This window comes from Methylobacterium sp. M6A4_1b (assembly GCF_053345175.1).
In genome coordinates this window covers 1-19,138 of record NZ_JBKEZQ010000007.1, presented here as the reverse complement: position 1 = coordinate 19,138, position 19,138 = coordinate 1, and the positions used below count along the sequence as shown (strand labels likewise).

16 protein-coding genes are annotated in these 19,138 nt (G+C 71.3%); 3 read left to right on the top strand and 13 right to left on the bottom strand.

All coding sequences use genetic code 11. The annotated features are described in order from the left end of the window. The first annotated feature begins 209 nt into the window (after positions 1 to 209). Positions 210 to 1,703 (top strand): AMP nucleosidase, encoded by a 1,494-nt coding sequence (locus ACLBWX_RS09165; protein WP_447676768.1) that lies wholly within the window; start codon positions 210 to 212, stop codon positions 1,701 to 1,703. 14 nt (positions 1,704 to 1,717) lie between these two features. On the opposite strand, the gene ACLBWX_RS09160 is transcribed toward ACLBWX_RS09165, so the two are convergent. Genes ACLBWX_RS09160 through ACLBWX_RS09110 form a run of 11 tightly spaced genes read right to left on the bottom strand, consistent with a single transcriptional unit; the run spans position 1,718 to position 13,610 of the window. Beyond that, positions 1,718 to 2,998 (bottom strand): ATP-binding protein, encoded by a 1,281-nt coding sequence (locus ACLBWX_RS09160; protein WP_447676767.1) that lies wholly within the window; start codon positions 2,996 to 2,998, stop codon positions 1,718 to 1,720. A 16-nt stretch (positions 2,999 to 3,014) separates the two neighbouring features. Then, the gene (locus ACLBWX_RS09155) at positions 3,015 to 4,064 is read right to left on the bottom strand and encodes a lysylphosphatidylglycerol synthase domain-containing protein (RefSeq protein ID WP_447676766.1); all 1,050 of its coding nucleotides are present in this window, start codon (positions 4,062 to 4,064) and stop codon (positions 3,015 to 3,017) included. Positions 4,065 to 4,121: 57 nt separating this feature from the next. Beyond that, a complete protein-coding gene (locus ACLBWX_RS09150; protein WP_447676765.1) occupies positions 4,122 to 4,832 on the bottom strand; it encodes a uracil-DNA glycosylase in 711 nt (236 codons plus the stop codon). Further along, positions 4,822 to 5,586 carry a PIG-L deacetylase family protein gene (locus ACLBWX_RS09145; RefSeq protein ID WP_447676764.1) on the bottom strand — a complete coding sequence of 255 codons (765 nt, stop codon included), beginning with the start codon at positions 5,584 to 5,586 and terminating at the stop codon, positions 4,822 to 4,824. Before ACLBWX_RS09145 ends, ACLBWX_RS09150 begins: the two co-directional genes overlap by 11 nt. 4 nt (positions 5,587 to 5,590) lie before the next feature. Next, positions 5,591 to 6,814 carry a glycosyltransferase family 4 protein gene (locus ACLBWX_RS09140; RefSeq protein ID WP_447676763.1) on the bottom strand — a complete coding sequence of 408 codons (1,224 nt, stop codon included), beginning with the start codon at positions 6,812 to 6,814 and terminating at the stop codon, positions 5,591 to 5,593. Next, on the bottom strand, positions 6,811 to 7,656 hold the full coding sequence (locus ACLBWX_RS09135) for a sugar phosphate isomerase/epimerase family protein (RefSeq protein WP_447676762.1): 846 nt from the start codon (positions 7,654 to 7,656) through the stop codon (positions 6,811 to 6,813). Before ACLBWX_RS09135 ends, ACLBWX_RS09140 begins: the two co-directional genes overlap by 4 nt. Further along, positions 7,653 to 9,242 carry a YcaO-like family protein gene (locus tag ACLBWX_RS09130; protein ID WP_447676761.1) on the bottom strand — a complete coding sequence of 530 codons (1,590 nt, stop codon included), beginning with the start codon at positions 9,240 to 9,242 and terminating at the stop codon, positions 7,653 to 7,655. The genes ACLBWX_RS09135 and ACLBWX_RS09130 overlap by 4 nt, the downstream gene beginning before the upstream one ends. A 19-nt stretch (positions 9,243 to 9,261) precedes the next feature. Then, positions 9,262 to 10,278 carry a Gfo/Idh/MocA family protein gene (locus ACLBWX_RS09125; RefSeq protein ID WP_447676760.1) on the bottom strand — a complete coding sequence of 339 codons (1,017 nt, stop codon included), beginning with the start codon at positions 10,276 to 10,278 and terminating at the stop codon, positions 9,262 to 9,264. Further along, positions 10,278 to 11,462, bottom strand: coding sequence for a class I SAM-dependent methyltransferase (locus tag ACLBWX_RS09120; protein ID WP_447676759.1), 1,185 nt, complete (start codon positions 11,460 to 11,462; stop codon positions 10,278 to 10,280). The genes ACLBWX_RS09125 and ACLBWX_RS09120 overlap by 1 nt, the downstream gene beginning before the upstream one ends. 31 nt (positions 11,463 to 11,493) lie before the next feature. Beyond that, entirely contained in the window at positions 11,494 to 12,417 is a 924-nt protein-coding gene (locus tag ACLBWX_RS09115; RefSeq protein WP_447676758.1) for a hypothetical protein, read from the bottom strand. Beyond that, a complete protein-coding gene (locus ACLBWX_RS09110) occupies positions 12,417 to 13,610 on the bottom strand; it encodes an inositol-3-phosphate synthase (protein WP_447676757.1) in 1,194 nt (397 codons plus the stop codon). Before ACLBWX_RS09110 ends, ACLBWX_RS09115 begins: the two co-directional genes overlap by 1 nt. A gap of 318 nt (positions 13,611 to 13,928) precedes the next feature. Here ACLBWX_RS09110 and ACLBWX_RS09105 point away from each other — a divergent pair, with 318 nt between their 5' ends. Then, entirely contained in the window at positions 13,929 to 15,125 is a 1,197-nt protein-coding gene (locus ACLBWX_RS09105; RefSeq protein ID WP_447676927.1) for a transglycosylase SLT domain-containing protein, read from the top strand. A 1-nt stretch (position 15,126) separates the two neighbouring features. On the opposite strand, the gene ACLBWX_RS09100 is transcribed toward ACLBWX_RS09105, so the two are convergent. Both ACLBWX_RS09100 and ACLBWX_RS09095 read right to left on the bottom strand, forming a co-directional pair. Continuing rightward, positions 15,127 to 16,770 (bottom strand): DHA2 family efflux MFS transporter permease subunit, encoded by a 1,644-nt coding sequence (locus tag ACLBWX_RS09100; RefSeq protein ID WP_447676756.1) that lies wholly within the window; start codon positions 16,768 to 16,770, stop codon positions 15,127 to 15,129. Next, positions 16,767 to 18,065, bottom strand: a complete 1,299-nt coding sequence (locus tag ACLBWX_RS09095; RefSeq protein WP_447676755.1) for an HlyD family secretion protein — start codon at positions 18,063 to 18,065, stop codon at positions 16,767 to 16,769. The genes ACLBWX_RS09100 and ACLBWX_RS09095 overlap by 4 nt, the downstream gene beginning before the upstream one ends. A 220-nt stretch (positions 18,066 to 18,285) precedes the next feature. Between ACLBWX_RS09095 and ACLBWX_RS09090 the strand changes: the two genes are divergently transcribed. After that, the gene (locus tag ACLBWX_RS09090) at positions 18,286 to 18,930 is read left to right on the top strand and encodes an HdeD family acid-resistance protein (RefSeq protein ID WP_447676754.1); all 645 of its coding nucleotides are present in this window, start codon (positions 18,286 to 18,288) and stop codon (positions 18,928 to 18,930) included. Positions 18,931 to 19,138: the final 208 nt, after the last annotated feature.

Below are 19,138 nucleotides of genomic sequence, written 5' to 3'. Positions count from 1 at the left end.
TTCGTGGGACGGAATGGATGCCTCGCATATGTTAAGGGAATCATAGGCGCAGTGGAATGGTTGGATTGGAACCTATGGACGGTTCGGACAGGTAAATCGGGAGCGCCGGCGCCGCGCGACTCCGACGGACTCCGCCGCGCCCAGGCGTTCGCCTCTCCGGTTCCCGGGGTGTAAGACGCTGGGGACCGAGGACCTGGCCAGGAGTCACTGTGATCCGCGACGAGTTGCGACCGATGGAGTCCGTCTCCGACCCCGAGACCGCCGTGGACCGCCTAGCGGCCTTGCATGCCGGGGCGATCGAGGCGCTGCGTTCGGCCCTCGCGCGCTACCTCGACGGCGGGCCGCCGCCGGACGCGACGGAGCGGCTGCAGTTCCGCTACCCGGAGTTGCGGGTCACCTACCAGCCCGCCGGGCCGATGCCGCAGGTCTCGCGGGCCACGGCCAAGCTTCAGGCGCCGGGGGCCTACGCCACCACCGTGACCCAGCCGGCGCATTTCCGCGGCTACCTGCTCGAGCAGCTGCGTCCCCTGGTGCGGGACTACGCCGTCACCCTCGAGGTCGGCCTCAGCGCCCAGGAGATCCCCTATCCCTACGTCATCGAGCCGGGCGCCGATCTCGGACGCAGCGGCGTCACCCCGCGGGACCTCGCCACCTACTTCCCCGTGCCGCTGCTCTCGGTGGTGGGCGACGAGATCGCGGACGGGCTCTGGCACGACGTGCCCGACGCGCCGCGCCCGCTCGCCCTCTTCGACGCGATCCGCACCGACTACTCGCTCCGCCGCCTCGTGCACTACACGGGCAGCGACTGGGGCGACGTGCAGCCCTGGATCCTGCTGACGAACTACCATCGCTACGTCGACGGCTTCATCCGCCACGGCCTCGAGCGCCTGAAGCGCGGCGACGAAGGCTTCGAGCGGATGATCCTGCCGGGCGGCGTCACCGTCTCGCGGGCGGAGGCCGCCTCCGTCGATCCAGCGGCGCTGATCGCCGCCTCGCCCTGGCACAAGTACCAGATGCCGGCCTACCACCTCGTGGCGCGCGGACCCGACGGCAGCCAGCAGGGCACCACCCTGGTGAACATCGGCGTCGGTCCCTCCAACGCGAAGACGATCACCGACCACCTCGCGGTCCTGCGTCCGCATTGCTGGCTGATGGTCGGCCATTGCGGCGGCCTGCGCCAGTCGCAGACCATCGGCGACTACGTCCTCGCCCACGGCTACCTGCGCCGCGACCGCATCCTCGACGAGTTGGTGCCTCCCGACGTGCCGGTGCCGGCGCTGGCCGAGGTGCAGCTCGCCCTTCAGGCGGCGGCCGCCCACGTCACCGGCGAGCAGAGCGAGGCCCTCAAGCGCCGGCTCCGGACGGGCACGGTCGTCACCTACGACGACCGCAACTGGGAGCTCCGCTTCAGCCAGGAGCGGCGGCGCATCAACCTCTCCCGCGCCATCGGCGTCGACATGGAGAGCGGCACCATCGCGGCCCAGGGCTACCGCCTGCGGGTGCCCTACGGCACCCTGCTCTGCGTGTCCGACAAGCCGCTCCACGGCGAGATCAAGCTGCCGGGCGCGGCCAATGCCTTCTACGAGCGGGCGGTGGCCGAGCACCTGCTCATCGGGCTCGCGGCCCTCGACAACCTGCGCGCCGAGCGCCACGGCCTGCATTCGCGCAAGCTGCGCAGCTTCGACGAGCCGCCGTTCCGGTAGCGGGTCGCCATCCATCAGGCGGGCTCGGCCAGGGCCTCCCGGGTCTCGGCGACCACGAATTCCGGAAAGATCGCCCGCACGGTGGTGCCCTCGTCGGGCACGCTCTCGATGATCAGGCGGCCCCGGTGCCGGTTGACGATGTGCTTGACGATGGCGAGGCCGAGGCCGGTCCCGCCCTGGTCGCGGCTCGAGGCGACGTCGACCCGGTAGAACCGCTCGGTCAGGCGCGGGATGTGCTCGGCGGCGATGCCCGGTCCGTAGTCGCGCACGGCGAGTTCGACGCCCGCCCGCCCGCTCGCGGCATCGGTCTGGCGGCGAAGGGCGATCTCCACGCGGCCCCCGCTGCCGCCGTACTTCACCGCGTTCTCGATCAGGTTCTCGACCACGCGCAGCAGCTCGTCGCGCTCGCCGAGGACGGGAAAGGCGCCCTCGGCCGCGACGCTCAGCGCGACCCCGCGGTCGCGGGCCAGCGGCCCCTGCGTGTCCACCATCTGCCGCGCGATCCGCGTCAGGTCGACGGGGCGCGTCGGCGCGACGTGCTCGCGCAGCTCGATCCGCGACAGGGACAGGAGGTCGTCCACGAGGCGCGCCATCCGCTGCGCCTGGGTCTTCATGATGCCGAGGAAGCGCTCGCGCGCCGGCGGGTCGTTGCGGGCGGGGCCCTGCAGCGTCTCGATGAAGCCGAGGAGCGAGGCCAGTGGCGTGCGCAGTTCGTGGCTGGCATTGGCGACGAAATCGACCCGCATCGCCTCCAGGCGCCGGGCCGAGGTGAGGTCGCGCAGGAACAGGACGACGTTGGGCTGCCCGCCCACGACCCCGTCCGGCATCGGCAGGGCGCCGATCTGCACCTCGAAGGCGCGCTCGGTGGGCACGCGCGTGGCGTAGAGGGTCTTGAGCGGGGCGCCGGTACGCAGCACTTCCTCGATCCCGTCGAGGACGTCCGGCGCGCGCAGGGCGAAGGAGAGCGGGTGGCGCAGCTTCAGGGCCGGCAGCAGGGCGCGGGCGGCGGGGTTGACCTCGATCACCACCGCGCGGCGATCCACCAGGATGACGGGGTCGGGAATGTTGGCGAGCAGCGCCTCCGCCACGGAGTGGCGGCTGGTCCCGGGGCTCTCGGGCGTGCGCACGATGCGGGTGCGTCCGAGGCTGCCGATGAAGCCGCCGAGGCAGAGGACGACGAGGGAGGCCGCGATCATCGGGCCGTCGAGGGTGCCCCGGCCCGCGGCGAACACCCCGAGGCCGAGGGTCGCGACGGCGGCGGCGGTCCAGGATGATCGGCGCGCGCCCCGTGCCATGCGAACCCTCCCGGCTCTACGGCGCGCCTCGGGTCCTGGCGCCCCGGCTGCGCTTGACGACCTCGTACACGGTCAACATGACCAGTGCGATGACAAAGGGCACGAGGTAGTAGCAGACCCGGAACAGCAGCAGCGATCCGAGCACCTGGTCGCGGGGCAGGCTCGACAGCGCGAGCAGGATCGTCGCCTCGAACACGCCGATGCCGCCCGGCGCGTTCGAGGCGATGCCCAGCATTGCTGCCAGGACGTAGATCGCCACGAAGGTGGTGAAGCCGATGGAGGTGCCCGCCGGCAGGAGCACGTAGAGCGTGGCCGCCGCCGCGCAGACGTCGCCGATGCCCACCACCATCTGGCTCAGGGAGACCGAGGCGCCGGGCAGCTCGAGCCGCCAGCTCTTCACGCGCACGTGGCGGCGCTTCAGCGAGACCCAGAGCAGGTAGGCCACGACGGCGACGAGCGCCCCGAAGCCGACGCCCTGGTTCAGGGCGATGCTGGTGAAGGTGAGGGCGGCGAGCTGGCCCGCCTCCACGATGAGGCTGAGGCCGAGGACCACGCCCATCCCGAGCCAGAAGGTGAAGCCGGCGATCACCGTCAGGGCGGCGATCTTGGCCGGCCCCAGGCCTTTGTCGGAGTAGATCCAGTAGCGGATCGTCCCCGCCGTCAGGAGCGGGAAGCCGAGGGTGAAGCTGACGGCGTAGCTGGTGAACGAGGCCAGGGCCGTCGTTCGATAGGGCACCTTCAGTTTGAGCTGCCGGAGCGCCAGGGCGTCGTAGCAGGTGAGGAAAAGATAGCTCAGCCCCACGAACAGGAAGGCGAAGGTGAGCTGTTCGGCCGAGGCGCCGGTGAAGGCGGCGTGCATCTCGGCCCAGGTCACCGTCTCGACGAGCTTCCACAGCACGAACAGCGAGCCCGCCAGGATCGCGAGGCTGGCGATGGTGCCGAGCCAGGCGTAGCGTCCGCGAAGGCCGGATTTCGGCGGTGCCTCGTCCGCCGCGTCGATCGGAGACGCCTCGGGCGCGAGCGCCTCGGCCGTCTCGATCTGCTTCTGCTGTCTGGCAAAGTTCATCGTGTCGGCGTCCGCCTCCGCTGGGCTCCCCGCACGCGGCCGCATCGGCGGCATGGGTCAACCCGAGCTTGTGCCGGACCACGGCCCGTCGCCCGCATTTAGGGGCTTCGGCCGGCAATTGCCAGCGAGAGAGGCGCAATGCCCACCGGCGATGCAAGCCTGCGCCTCGGCCAGGCCCGCCCGGATGCGCTCGGCGACGCTCGGCGCGGTGCAGACAAAGGTCGGGCTCGGATGCGGCACCGCGATCACCGTCAGGTCCGGGCGAAGGGCCTCCAGCTCAGGCCGCGCCATGCCGGCGACCCGTCCGGACAGCACGACGACGCGGAGCAGCGGCAGGCAGGCGAGGAGCGGTGCGAGGCAGGGCAGGGCCTGCGTCACCTCGGACCGGCGCGGGGCGCGGTTCAAGGCGCCGGGCGCGTGGATCACCCACGGGATCGTGTTCCAGATCAGGCTGTCGCGGCGGGCGATCCCGGCCCCGGCGAGGAAGCGGAACAGGTTGGCGGCGGTCCCGGTGGGGTTGTCGCGCGAGACGAATCCGGTGCCGCGGATGCCCGGCCCCGGCGTCTCCAGGAGCAGCAGCAGGCGGGCCTCGATGCCGCCGTCGAGGGGATCGGGATCGGGAACCTCGGCGCCGCGGGCCTCCGCGACCTGCCGGGCGAGGGCACGGATCGGAGCGATGTGGGGGCTGTCGAGCAGGGCCCTTCGCGCCACGAGGACGTGCGGGTCGCGCAGGCTCATCGGGTCGGCGGGCAGCGCCTCAGCCGGCATCGGCGAGGAGGCGCCCCAGGCCGTCCGGCAGGCTGCCCTGCCGGCGGAAGCGCTCGATGCCGCCCTCCTGTGCCAGGCGCCGGACGAGGCCCTCCGGGCCGCCGAACTGGAACCCGAGCTGCGTCGCATAGGCGGCGCAGGCCGCGGCCTTCGCCTCGCGCCCCTCGGGGCCGAAGCGGATCTCCGCCTCCGGCAGGTCGGCGAAGCGCGCGCGCAGGGGCTCCTTCGGGCTCTGGTCGCGCACGGTGTAGGGAAAGTCGCGCCACCACAGGATCGGCGCCGTGGGCTCGGTCGCATCGAGGGCGCGGACCAACTGGACGTGGTCGACATGGCCGCCGATGGCCTGGGGCGCCAGGATCAGGTCGGGCGCCGTCTCGGAAAGGAGCGCCCGGAAGGCCGCGGTCAGGTCGGGCACGATCCCGTCGTCGGCCCGGACGTCCCGGAACAGCTCGGGTGCCGCGGCGTAGCCGCGATGGGGCGCCTCGCGGAAGGGCAGGTGGCGCGGGGGCGCCAGCCCGAGGGCGCGGATCGCCGCCGCGTCCTCGGCCCGGCGCAGGTCCATGTAGTCGACCTCCGGCCCGAGCCCCTTGTCGGTCTGGCAGGCGAGGGCGAAGCCGGTCGGGTTCGCCACGGAACCGGTGAACACCGTGACGGTCGCCACGCCCCACCCCGCCGCGCCGAGGGCGTGGAGGAGGCCGCCGCAGGAGAAGGCGGCGTCGTCGAGATGGGGCGACAGGGCGAGCGCGCTGGGCATCGGCTCAGAGCAGGTGCGGTTCGGCGCGGAAGCGGCAGGACGGATCGTGCGGCAGGGTCGGGGCGAAATCCCCCGCCGGCCGCTCGTTCACCACGCTCCCGTAGACCTCCATGATCTGGCGCCCGACCGCACGCCAGGAATAGACCCGCCGGCACTCGGCGAGGCCATCCTCGGCGAGGCGCCGGCGCAGGGGCGCGTCCTCGATCACCCGGGCCAGCGCCTCGGCCAGCGCGGCCACGTCGCCGGGCTGGACCATCAGGCCGTTCTCGCCGTCCCGCAGGCAGTCCGAGACGCCGACCGAATGGGTCGAGACCACGGCGAGGCCGGCCGCCATCGCCTCCAGGATGGTGTTGGAGAACCCTTCCGCGTAGGTCGGCGACACGAACACGTCCGCATTCCGGTAGAGATCCGGGACGGTGTCGTAGTCGGCATAGCCGGTGAAGCGGATCTCGGCCTCCGAGAAGTCCAGTTCCGCCGCGCGGGCCTTCGAGGAGTCCACGTCCGGCCCGATGCCCGAGATGATCGCCTCGAACGGGATGGCGAGGGCGCGCACCACCGCGAGGGCGTCGATGAAGTCGAGCACGCCTTTCCGGCGGTCGACGCGGCCGTGATAGAACAGCCGGACCGGGCCGGGATGCCCGCCGGGTCCGGGCGTGAAGCGCGCGGTGTCGACGGCGCCCGGCACGATGGTGAAGCGGGCCGGATCCGAGCCGAGCCGGTCGCAGACCTCGCCCACGAAGGAGGCGCCCCCGATCAGGAGCGCGTTGGCGTGGGCCAGCACCGCGCACATGGCGACCCGGTGCGTCTCGCAGCAGGAGCCCACCCAGTGGCCGTCGCCGCCCTGGATCGAGACCACGTTCGGCACGCCGATGGCTCGCGATGCCAGGAGCGTGGCCCAGCCGGTCGGGTAGCCGTACTGCGCGTGCAGGATGTCGAAGGGTTTCTTCGCGTGCTCGGCCTGGATGGTGGCGACCATCGTGTCGATGTCGCGCTCGAAATCGCCGCGCTCCTGCTCGCCCAATTGCTCCAGGCCGATGACGGTGACGCCCGGCACGGCGGGGGGCGGGCCGCCGCCATAGACGCGGGTGCCGAAGGCGTCGCCGCGATACTGGGAGATCATCGTGACGTCGTGGCCGGCCGCGACGAGCTCGCGCAGGAGGTTCTGCGCGTAGACGCTCATGCCGGAGATCGCCGGGAAGTAGCGGCGCGAGACGAAGCAGATCCTCACGCGGAGGCTCCCGGGTTGGGATTGCGGCAGTCGCGCAGGTATTTCAGCGAGGCCGGCACCATCAGGTCGGCCCGGTGGCTCTCGCGCGAGAGCTCGACGCAGACCAGCTTTTCGAAATGGATCGCGTCGAGGGCATCGAGCACCGACGGGACGTCCATGTCGCCCTCGCCGAAGGGCAGGTGGACGTGCACGCCGCGCGCCATGTCCTCGATGGCCACGGTGCCGATGCGGTCGGCGAATTCGGTCACGGCGGCGGCCGGGTCGCGCTCGTTCGTGACGAGGCAGTGGCCGGTGTCGAGGGCGAGGCGCAGGCCGGGAATGTCGAGGGCGGCGTAGTCGTCCAGGGTCTCGATCAGCATGCCGGGCTCGGGCTCCAGGCAGGCGACCACCTTCTGCTCGGCGGCGTAGGCGAGGATTTCGGTCAGGCCCTCGCGCAGCCAGCCGCGCGCCTCGTCCGCGTCGATGCCGGGCTTCGGCACGCCGGCCCAGAACGAGACGGCTTCCGAATGCAGCACCGCGCCGATGTCGATGGCCCGCTTGAGGAAGCCGATGCGGCGGGCCCGGCCGGCGGCGTCGCCGCTCACCAGGGTCGGCTCGTGCTTGGCCCTGGGGTCGAGGAGGAAGCGCGCGCCGGTCTCGATCACCGAGCCGAGGCCGAGGCGCTGCAGGCGGCTCGACACCCGCTGCGCCTCCTGCAGCCAGGTCTCGGCGAAGGGGTCGAGGTGGTGGATGTCGAGGGTCAGCGCCACGCCCTGGTAGCCGGCCTCCGCGATGAGGTCGATCGCGTCGTCGAGGCGGTGGTTGGCGGTGCCGTTGGTGTTGTAGGCGAAGCGCAGACTCATGCGGCGCGTCCCTGCTGCGCCAGACGGAACGGCGCGTGGTGCGATTCCGGCTCGCGGTAGAGCGGGTAGTGCGAGCCGACGATCCGGTCGGCAAGCGCCGTGTCGAACAGCGGCTGCCCGCCGAAGCGCTCGATGGCTTCCGGTGTGAGGCGCACGGGCTTCAGGGTGTCGGTGGCGGTCCCGAAGCGGATCAGCGGGTGGTCGCGCTCGATGAGTTTGCGCGCGTTGCGCTCGCCGATGCGGTGATAGCTCATGGTCTCGACCTCGAGCCCCGGCACGATGGCCTTGACCACGCCCACCGAGCCGCCGGGCGGCGAGCATTCCACGTAGAGGACGTCGAAGCCGGCCTCTTCCAGCCGCTCGCGGGCGATGCGGCCCCGGGCATGCCCGTCCGGCGCGTCCGTCGTCGGCAATTCCGAGAAGCGCTTGGTGGCGCGCTCGGAATAGACGGTGTCGCGCAGGGTCGCGGCGATGCCCTCCGGCGGCTGCACGATCCATTCGAGCATCGCCTTGAGGGCGCGGCTTTCCTCCAGGTCGAGGCTCGGCAGCGCCTTGTCGATGAACGCCTTGACGTAGCCCGGGGGCGTCACCCGCTCGGCGAAGGCCAGCGGGCCATGGCCGAAGGCCTTGCGCACGCGGGCGGCCTGGAATTCGAGGAGCGCCTTGCGCAGCGCGCGCTCGCGGTCCGGATCGCAGGCTTCGCCGCAAGCGGAGAGCGCGATCGGCACCGGCGTGTCGGCGAGATTCCGGTCGTAGCCGACGACGTACAGGTTGGTCAGGCCGAACTGGTCGGTGGCGAATTTCGGCAGCGCCTTGATCCCGAGGGATTCGAGCCGGTCGAGCATGCCGCGCGTCTCGGGGCCGAGCCCCTCCGAGAGATCGAGCAGCACGCCCTGGTCGAGGGCGCGGAACAGCAGGCCGTTGCCGTCCCGCTGCAGGAGTTCGAGGAGGCCGTGGCCGAGCGCGAAGTCCACGTCCGGCCCGGCGCCGAGGCCGTTGGTGATGAGGTTGGTGAAGGGCTTGTAGCCCTCCGACAGCTCGAAATAGTCGGTGGCGGCGATGTCGAGCGGCATCAGCACCGTCTCGCCGGTGCGGGCGCGCAGGCTCGGCGTCCATTCGAGGGTGGTGGCGCGCCCCACCGGGCTGCCGGCCGGCAGGCAGAGCGTGAGGGGGTCGGCGACCGCTCCGGCGCCGTAGACCCGCACGAGATCGTCGTAGCTGGCGCGCTCCTTCTGGCGCGGCATCACCGCCAGCGACGGCATCAGGTTCTCGGCGATCTCCGCCACCGCGCCGATGAGCGCCTCGTCGTCGGTGGCGCCGTAGCCGATGCCGCTCGGCATGGCGCCGACGAAGAACGGATCGTCGAGGAACAGGGACACGAACCAAACTGGGATGCCGGTGCGGTCCAGCGGCGCCAGGGGGAAGCCGACGATGCGGCCCTCGGGCAGGATGTCGAGATAGGCGCGCACCGGTTCGGGCAGCGCCGCGGGCAGGCCCTCGATCCGGCGGGGGGCGCCGTAGGTGTAGGCGCGCGGCGCCTTGATCCGGCTGTGGCGGGCGCGGTCGTCCTGGTCCTGCTCGTTCACGGTCGTGGTGTTCCGTTCCTCAGGGCAACGCGGCGTAGGCGCGGGCCAGCAAGCGCATGGTGTGAAGGTCGCGCGTCGCGCTGTAGGCGTCGCGCTCCGCCGGCCGGCGCAGCGCCGAGCCGAAGGCCTTCACCTGTTCGAGGAAGGGCGAGGCCTCCCCGTCGAAGGGCAGAGTGTCCGATGCGCCGGTTGACCCGTCGGTGAACGACAGGGTGCCGCCGGCCACCTGGCCCATGGTGTCGACCGCGGTGAGCAGGCCCTTCGTGCCGGTCACTTCGAGCCGCCGCCGCGGCAGGGCGTCCGGGCAATTGTAGGCGACGTGCAGGTTGGCGAGGATTCCGGAGGGCGTGCGGCCGATCAGGAGGGCGCCGTCGTCCACGGCGTAATCCTGCGCCCGGGTCTGGGTCAGGGCGGAAAGATCGTGGATCGATTCGTCGAGGAGGAAATCGACGAGGTCGAGGCCGTGCGGCGCGAGGTCCATCAGGGCGCCGCCGCCGGCCTTGGCCGGATCGATGCGCCAGTTGTCCTGGCCACTGAACGAGGTCCAGGCCCGCGGAAGCCAGCAGGCATAGACGATGCGGATCGCCGTGACGGTCCCGAGACGGCCCGCGCGGATGGCGGCCCGCATGGCCCGGTGGGCCGGGTGATGGCGCTGATCGAAGGCGGTGCCGTAGAAGGTGTCGCCACGCGCCAAGGCCGCCACCATCGCCTCGGCGTCACCGAGCGAGGCCGCCATCGGCTTCTCGCACAGGATCGCCTTGCCGGAGCCGGCCAGCGCCTCGATCGCCTCCCGGTGCAGGTGGTTCGGCGTGGCGACGTAGACCGCCTCGATCTCCGGGTCGTTCACGAGGTCGGCGAGGCGCGCATAGGCCCGGGCGCCCTCGGCTTGCGCCGCGGCGCGCGAAGCCTCGCCCGGATCGGCGACGGCGACCAGCCGGTGCCCCGCCGCGCGGATGCCCGGCGCCATGTAGTCGCGTGCCACCCAGCCGTACCCGACGATGCCCCAGGCGACGGGAGCCTGATCCGGCGAGGCCATCACCAGCGCTCCGGCAGGTCGACATAGGTCCGGTCGCGGACCCGGTCGGCCTCGGGCGCGTCGAGGTCGCCCTTCCAGTCGAGGGTGCCCGGCCCGGTGAAGGTCGGCGGATAGGTGGCGCGCGCCGCATATTCCGCCTCGTAGCGCTCGGACGGCCAGCGGATCGCGTGCCGGCCACTCCCCCCGCCGACGTAGAGCGGGTTGAGACGGAGCATCCGGCCGGGGCGCGGCACGGTGATGCCGTCGATCACGGACCGTGGGGCCGGGCGCATGCCGGGACCCGCCACCACCGAGAAGGCCTCGCAGCCCATCAGGTCCTGGGGCTTGCGGGGGGAGGGCGCGCGCCGCTCCAGCATCGCCCTGGTCAGGTCGCCGTCGTCGTAGACGAGGCCGTCGGGAAAGAGCTCGTCGATCTCGGCCGCCGAGACGGCCCGCCCCGCCGAGAAGCCCGGGCAGTCGCTGTTGTGGATGTGGCTGAGGGCGAGCCAGCCGTCGTCGCCGGCGTTCTGGCGCAGATTTTCCAGCACCTCGGCCTTGCGGTCGAGGAAGTAGAACGCGTCGTTGCAGACGACGAGGTCGATCGGCGCGTCCGGGATCGGCCAATGGGGCGAATTGGCATCGAAGCAGACGAGCTGCGCCGATTTGCCGACCACCCAGTGCCGCGCGACCCAGAGCTTGGCGAAGACGACGTCCGCGCCCGCCACCTTGACGCCGCGCGTCTGGAACTCGCGCAGGTAGTGGCCGATGCCGCAGGCGAACTCGAACACGCAGATCGGGTCGTTCCAATGTGCCTCGAGAAGGGCGAGGCCAGCCAGGAAGGTCGGATCGGTCCAGCGATGCAGGAAGTAATCGCCGACCCGGCCCCAGCCGAGGAGCCGGACCGCGTCGCGCAACGAGCGCCTGTCCCGCTCGCGCACCAGTTCGTGCAGTTCGAGGGGGTCGGCCGGCGGGCCGGTCCACCATTCGTCCTGGTCCGCGAGGAGCCCTTCGAGGGCGAGGTCCGCCTGGCCGGCATCCAGCAGCCCGAGCGTCTGCGCGACGAGGTCGGCGCGGTTGGTCCGCAGATAGGGGATGCCGTCGATCACCGGCCAGCGCGCACCGCTGCGGGCCTCGCGGAGCGAGTGCGCGGTGTCGGCCTTGAGGGGCTCGCCGGTCTCCGGCGAGCGAAGATCGAAGGGGATCATGACGGGGCGCCCGCGCGGTCGCGAGGTGAGTTCACGGGATCTGCATGTCCTTCAGCACGCGGTCGTGGAAGCCCTTCACCGGGCCCGCATGCACGAGTTCCATCTCGTCGAGGACGGTGCCCATGGTCAGGGTCGCGGCCCGCAGGTGCTGCGCGATCTGGAGCACGCGGTCGATGCAGTCCGCGGAATGGAAGGCGCGGCCCTCCGCCGTGGCGTCGTCGGGCAGGACGCCGCGCGCGCGCTCCACCGTCTCGCGCAGGGCGGGGTCGAGTTCGTCGAGGGCCCATTGCGTGGTGCGCGCCATGATCGGCAGGAGGTGGTCGCCGAGCAGCATCTCGCCGGTGAAGCCGGCATCCGGCATGGCCGCGTTGTGGAAGTGGTGCGCCATGGCGGCGAGGAAGACCATCGTCGGGTCGGCCCGGTAGAACGGGCTGAGCACGACGCCGTAGACCGCCACCATGAGGCAGTGCTCGGCATGGTTCTCGGGCGGCTCCAGCAGGATGCGGGGCTTGCCGGGACAGGTCACGCCCGCGCGCGGCTGATGCGCCAGGGCGGCGACGAAGCCCGGCAGGGGACCCGGCACGACGGTCGCCGGCACGCGCAGGGCCGCCCGCAACCGGTCCCGCAGACCGGGCTCGACGCTGTCGGTGACGGCGTCGAAGCCCGAGACCAGGATGTCCGCCGTGGTCCGCGCGTCGAGCCCTGCGGCGCCGAGGAACGCGGCGTCGAGATCGCAGAGGCGGGCGGCGGCGAGCGCCTTGGCGGTGATGTCGAGGGCGACGGCCTCGGGCGGGGCGCCCCCGGTGAGGGCACCCCAACCCTGCGCGAACAGGCGTTCGGCGATGGAGCCGGTCCGCCCGGCGGAGTGCACGCGCTTGAGGTCGCCGACTTCGACGAGGAGGGCGCGAAGCGCCGGCGGGGCCGCGGGACCGGCGCCCTCCGTCCGGGTCGGCATCAGTGCGTGCCGCCGAGCCAATCGAGCAGCATCGTCTGCTGCTTGCCGAAGTCGTGCTCGGGGCCGTGGCCGTTCTTCACCATCGGGGCCTTGAAGAAGCTCGAGAGCTGCTCCTGGGGGCCGCCGTCGCCGCGCTTCTTGGCGAGGTCGAGCACGCGGGCGATCTCGATGACGAGGGGCGCGGCCAGGATCGAGTCCTTGCAGAGGAAGTTGACCTTGATCTGCATGCGCTGGCCCAGGAACCCGGTGACGTCGATGTTGTCCCAGGCTTCCTTGTCGTCACCGCGCGGGCGGTAATAGTGGATGTGGACCAAGTGATCCTCGACCGGGTAGCCGAGGATCGAGTCCAGCACCGTGCCCTTGGTGTTGAGCTTCGACTGGAGCGAGTCCTTGTCGTTGAGGGCGAGTCCGTCGCGGTTGCCGAGGATGTTGGTCGAGAACCAGCCGTCCACGTGCAGGGCGCGGGCCTTGAGCGCCGGGGCCAGCACCGTCTTCATCATGGTCTGGCCGGTCTTGCCGTCCTTGCCCGCCACGGGGACGTTCATCTCCTTGGCGAGTTCGAGCAGGGCCGGCACGTCGGCGGCGACGCTCGGGGTGAAGTTGGCGTAGGGCACGCCGCTCTTGATCGCCGCATAGGCGTAGAGCATCGCCGGGCTGATCGACTCGTCGCTGCTGTCGAGGCCCTTCTCGAAGGCGGCGGTGGAGTTCAGGGTCGGATCGGAGAGGTTGGGCCAGCGCTCGGTGGAGGCGAGGTTGATGACCACGACCTCGTCGAGGTTGCTCTCGGCCTTGAAGCGCCGGAGGTCGTTGGCGATGACCGAGACCGCCTCGCGGTGGTCCTTGGCGACGATGCGGTTGGCACCCTCGATGTTCTTGCAGAACTTGGCGCTGCCGACGGCAGGCCAGGGCTTGATGCCCTTCAGGACCTGGGCGCCGTTCTCGATGTCCTGGGCGGTGAGGACGCCGTGACCGGTGGCGGCGGAGCCGAGGTCATCGTCGTTCAGGTCCCATCCGCCGAACACGAGGTCCTTGTAATCGGCCATCCCGGGGACGGAGACGCCTGCGAGGGGCAGGCCATCGAGGCGGTTCGAGCCGGATTTGATCATCTCGATGCCTGCGATGGCGGTGGTGGCGACAGCGCCACCCATGCCAACGAACGCAACGCCGACTCGGCGACCGGTCTGCATGCTCATTGGAAAACGGCTTCCTTCTTCAGGTCGAACGGGAGCCTGTCCCAACCTGGGGGCCGTTCCGCTCAGGCCTCACTAACTGGGCTACCGGGGTTGCGTTCCAACCCTGGCCAGAACGCCTTTTTGACGCGGGCCGCGTGAACGGCGTCCGAACGAAGCGTTAAAAATTCGTAAACACAATGGCTTAACCCATCCTTAAGCCTGCCATCGTTGAATCACGGAGCTGTCCCATTCTGGTCACAGCGACCGGCGAGACGTCCCCTCGCTGAACGACAACGAAGCCGCGCCCGACGAAGGCGGCGGCACGAACAAGGACCAATGATGGGGGTTTTCCCGGAGCCGGCGCCCTGCGCCGACGACGTGAGCCGTCTCGTGCCCAACGGGACCTTCGAAGCCGACGATACCGTGGCGTGGCTGCCGCGGACCGGGCGCCGGACGCGCCGGACCTTCGCCACCCTTCGCCGCCGCACCCTCGCGACCCTCGTGACGGGCGCACTCCTGGGCGGCGCCCTGCCGCAGAACGCCCTGGCGCCCGCCGCGGCGGCCCACGACCGGATCGACGAGCGCGCCCAGGCGGCGCAGGCCCTCGTCCGGGACCAGTCCGCGCCCGTCCCCGAGATCTCGCTCGAGCTTCCGAACGCGTCCGACTGGGCCGGGGTTCCGGTGGTCGAGCAGGAGCCCGCGACCCTGTCGCTGATCGAGAGCGACCTCGCGTCCCTCGCGCCGAGCCGCGACGCGTCCGGCGCCGAGCGCCTGCGCTTCGGCGACATGGCCGTGCCGCGCGAGATCGTCGACACCATTCTTCGCGCCGCCACCGAGACGGGCGTCGACCCGGTCTACATGATGGCGCTGGCCGACAAGGAATCGAGCTTCTCCACCACGGTGAAGGCGTCCACCTCCTCCGCCGAGGGCTTGTTCCAGTTCCTGTCGGGCACCTGGCTCGAACTCATCCGCACCTACGGCGCCCGTCACGGGCTCGCCGAGGAAGCCGGCGCGGTGAAGGGGCGCGGCAGCGCCATCACGATCGCGGACGAGGCGATGCGCAGTCGCGTGCTGCGCCTGCGCCAGGACCCCTACGTCGCCGCCCTGATGGCGGGCGAGCTCATCAACCGCGACAAGGGCCGGATCGAGCAGCGCATCGGCCGGGACCTCTCCACCGCCGAGCTCTACTTCGCGCATTTCCTCGGCACCGCCAGCGCCGGACGCTTCCTGGCGCTGAACGCCGAGAAGCCGGGCCAGGTCGCCCAGCAGGTCTTCAAGGCCGCGGCGAAGGCGAACCGCAGCCTGTTCACCGAGAAGGCCGGCAAGGGCCGCCGCAGCCTCACGGTCGCCGAGGTCCGCGAGAAGATCGGCGGAATGATCGACCGCCGCCTCGACCGTTACGAAGGCGTCGCCGCCCTGGTGCCGTCCGAGCCGAAGGCGGAGGTGATGCTCTCCGAGATCGACACCGATGCCCCGCCCGCGACCGCCCCGGCGCTTCGCGTGCACGTCACCGAGGCGACGGCCCCGGCCGAGTGAGTCAATGCCCGGCCGGCGCGCCGCCGCCGCCGAGCTTGACCTTGCTGAGGATCATCGCGAGCGGCACCGCCGCCCCCGAGACCAGGCAGAGCGACCAGAACACGTCGATGTAGCCCCAATACGCCACCTGGGTCTGAAGCTGCTGGCCGATCCAGGCGATGGCCTGCTTCTGCGCCTCGACGCCGGACGCCCCATGGGCCTGGAAGTACTGCGTCGCCGCCCGCAGGGACTCCTGGTAGTTCGGGTTGGCGCTGGAGATGTTCTCTCCGAGCCGGCTCTGGTGGAACTGCTGCCGGTAGGCGAGCACGTTCTGGGCGAGACACACGCCCATCGAGCCGCCGACGTTGCGGGCGACGTTGATCAGCGCCGAGGCCTGGTCGGTCTGCGACTTGCCGATGCCCTCGTAGGAGGCCGCGGTGATGGAGATGAAGATCATCGGCAGGCCGATGCCGATGTAGATGCGCGACCAGGCGAAGAACCAGAAGCTGGTGTCGCCGTAGAGCCGCGTGAGGTCGTACATCGCCGCGGAGACGATCGCGGCGCCCAGCGCGATGAGGTACTTCGGCTGGACACGCCCCGAGATGCGGCCGATCACCAGCATCATGAAGACGGTGACGAGGCCCCCCGGCGCCAGGACGAGGCCCGCCAGCGTGGCGGTGTAGCCGTAATATTCCTGCACGAGCTGCGGCACGAACTGCGTCGTGGCGATCAGGATCGCGCCGGTGGCCATCATGACGAGGAAGCACGACCCGAACTGGCGGCTCCCGAGCAGCCGGAGATCGACCACCGGGTTCTTCCGGGTCAGCTCCCAGGGGATCATCGCCACGAAGGCGACGGCGCAGATCACCGCGAACACGATGATGAAGGTCGAGCCGAACCAGTCCTTGCGCTGGCCCTCGTCGAGGACGACTTCGAGCGCCCCGAGGAAGGTGGCCACGAGCAGGAAGCCGACGAGGTCGAAGCGCACGCCCTCGCGGCGCAGGCGCCGGCGCTCCGCCACCGCCCCCGGCGGATCCTGCAGCAGCACGTGCATCAGTCCGAGCGCGATCAGGCCGATCGGGCCGTTGATGAGGAAGCACCAGTGCCAGGAGACGTTGTCGGAGAGCCAGCCGCCGAGCGTCGGCCCGATCACGGGCGCCACCACCACGGCGAGGCCGTAGAGCGCGAAGGCCTGGCCCCGCTTCGCCGGCGGAAACGAATCGGCCAGGATCGACTGGGCCAGCGGCGCCATGCCGCCGCCGCCCAGGCCCTGGAGCACCCGGAAGACGAGCAGCGATTCGAGGTTCCAGGCGAAGCCGCACAGCACCGAGGCCACGGTGAAGAGCGCGATGCTCCACATGAAGAAGGCTTTTCGCCCGAATCGCTTGGCGAGGAAGCTCGACGCGGTGAGCACGATGGCGTTGGCGACGAGGTAGCTCGTCACCACCCAGGCCGCCTCGTCGGGTCCCACCGCGAGGCCGCCGGAGATGTAGCGCAGGGCCACGTTGGCGATCGTGGTGTCGAGCACCTCCATGAAGGTCGCCAGCGAGACGACGAGGGCGATGGCCCAGGGGTTGTGCCCGCCCGGCGCCGTCGCGGCGGCCTCCGCCTTTCCCCCGGCCCCGCCGCCCCGCTCGCCCCCCGCCTGCGCCGCGGCGGCGCTCATCGGACATGCACCCGGGGCACGATCGACATGCCGGGTCCGATGGCGACGTCGGTCGGCCACTGGTCGACGACGATCTTCACCGGAATGCGCTGGACCACCTTCACGTAATTGCCGGTGGCGTTCTGGGCCGGGAGCAGGCTGAAGGCGGTGCCGGAGCCGGGCTGCACGGAATCCACGTGTCCGGTGATCTTGCGCTCCGGGTAGGCGTCGATCGCGATGTCGGCGTGCTGGCCCGGCCGCATGTCGGTGATCTGCGTCTCCTTGAAGTTCGCGATCACCCAGATGTCGTCGGGCACGAAGGTCGAGAGCGCCTGCCCGGCCTGGGCGAACTGGCCCTTGGCGCCCGAGAGTTGCACGACCCGGCCCGGCTGGGCCGCCGTCACCGTGGTGTAGCCGAGGTTGAGCTCGGCCTGGGCCACCTGCGCCCTGCCGGTGGCGAGGCTCGCCTCCGCGCCCGCCTTCTGTGCGGCCAGGGCGCCGACCTGGGTGTGCGCCGCGACGAGCGTCGCCTTCGCGCGGTCGTAGGCGGCCTGCTGCTGGTCGAGCGTCGAGGACGAGGATTGCGAGCGCTGGATCGTGCCGGCGCCCTTCTCGGCGAGGTCGCGGTAGCGGGCCGCGTCCTCGCGGGCGAATTTCAGGGACGCTTCGGCCTGCGTCACCTCCGCCTCGGAGGCGGCCACCTGAGCCTTCTGGCCCTCGATCTGCGCTTCGAAGTTGTGGATCGAGGCTTCGGCCGAGGCCACCTGGGCGCGGGCCTGCGCCAGGGCCACCTCGTAGTCGCGCCGGTCGATCTGGAACAGGACGGCCCCGGTCTCGACATGCTGGTTGTCGGTGACCGGCACGTCGACGATGTAGCCGGCGACCTTCGGCGCGATGGAGAATTGCCGCGCATCCACGAAGGCGTCGTCGGTGGATTCGAAGGGGTGCAGGCGGGTCAGCCAGTAGACGTAGGCGCCGGCCGCCACGGCGACGACCGCGACCGCGACGCCGAGCGCCCAGAACGGATGCCGGCGCAGGAGGTTCGGCGCCTTCGCCGACGTCCCGCCCGAATCCGGATCGTCCGGGGACGATCCGTCGCCGGAAGGCCTGTCCGCCGCGCCGTTCCCGCCACGGGCGGATCGTTCGGGAGCGTCCTGTTCGTCGTCCCGCGCCCGGCCCGCTCCGGGCGGCGCATCGGTTTCGCGGCTTCCTCCGGGCGCCTCGCCCGCGACGGGGACCCGGCTGTTCGGGTCGAGGGGCCGCGCCGCATCATCGCGTGCGGTCCGGGGACCCACGGTCTCATGATCCTGAAGCATCGACTGATCGTCCGCACGCATCCAGAGGCTGCGCGATCGAAGACCGCGCCGCCCGAAACACCCGCCTCGGGGACAACAAGAAGTAGCGCGCACGATGGTTCCCGGCGCGGATCACGATTGCGGGCGCCTTCCGCGGCCGGACGGAACGCCGGAAATCCGGTGCGCGTTTTCGGGCATGCCGGACGGAATTTCGGTTGTCCGCAAACGACAGGAGCTGCGTATGTCGGCCGGTTCTCCCCCGATCCCGCCCGGTGCCGCCGGTCCGGGCGGCCTCGCGCGCCTCGACGCGATGAGCACGGTGCTCGCCCGCAACTGGTGGTTGATGGCCCTGCGGGGCATCGTCGCGATGCTGTTCGGCTTGATCGCCTTCGTGGCGCCGGGTGCCTTCGTCCTGTCGCTGGTGCTGTTCTTCGCCGCCTACATGCTGGTCGACGGCATCGTCGGAATCCTCGCCTCGGTGCGCGCGGCGCAGCGCCACGAGCGCTGGGGCTTCCTCCTCCTCGAAGGCCTCCTCGACATCGTCGTCGGCGTCGCGGCAATCCTCGTGCCGGCGGCGGCCGTCTGGGCCTTCGTCTACCTCGTGGCGTTCTGGGCGCTCGTCACCGGCGGCCTGATGGTCGCGGCGGGCTTCCGCCTGCATGCCCATTACGGGCGCTGGTGGCTGGTGCTCGGCGGCGGCGTCTCGATCCTGTTCGGGATCGCGCTGCTGATCGATCCCGGAATGTCGGCGCTGGTCCTGGCCTGGTGGGTCGGCAGCTACACGTTGGTCTTCGGGCTCCTGCTGGTGATCCTGGCCTTCCGCCTGCGCGGCCGCCACGCGGAGGCCGGCCGGCCCAGGCCCGCGGGCCGTCCCGGAACGGCGTAGCTTTGCCCGCGCGAGATGGTCTAGAACCGGTCGGACACCGCACGGCGCTCGCCTGCCGAGCCCCGCCCCCCGTGACCATGGCCCGCGATGACCTCCCCCGACCCGGAACGCCCGCGCCCCGTGAGGGTCGACCCGCCCGAGCCGGCCCCCGAGCCACGGACCGCCGCCGGACAGGACGCGGAGGATCCGCGCGCCGCGGCGCGGGAGG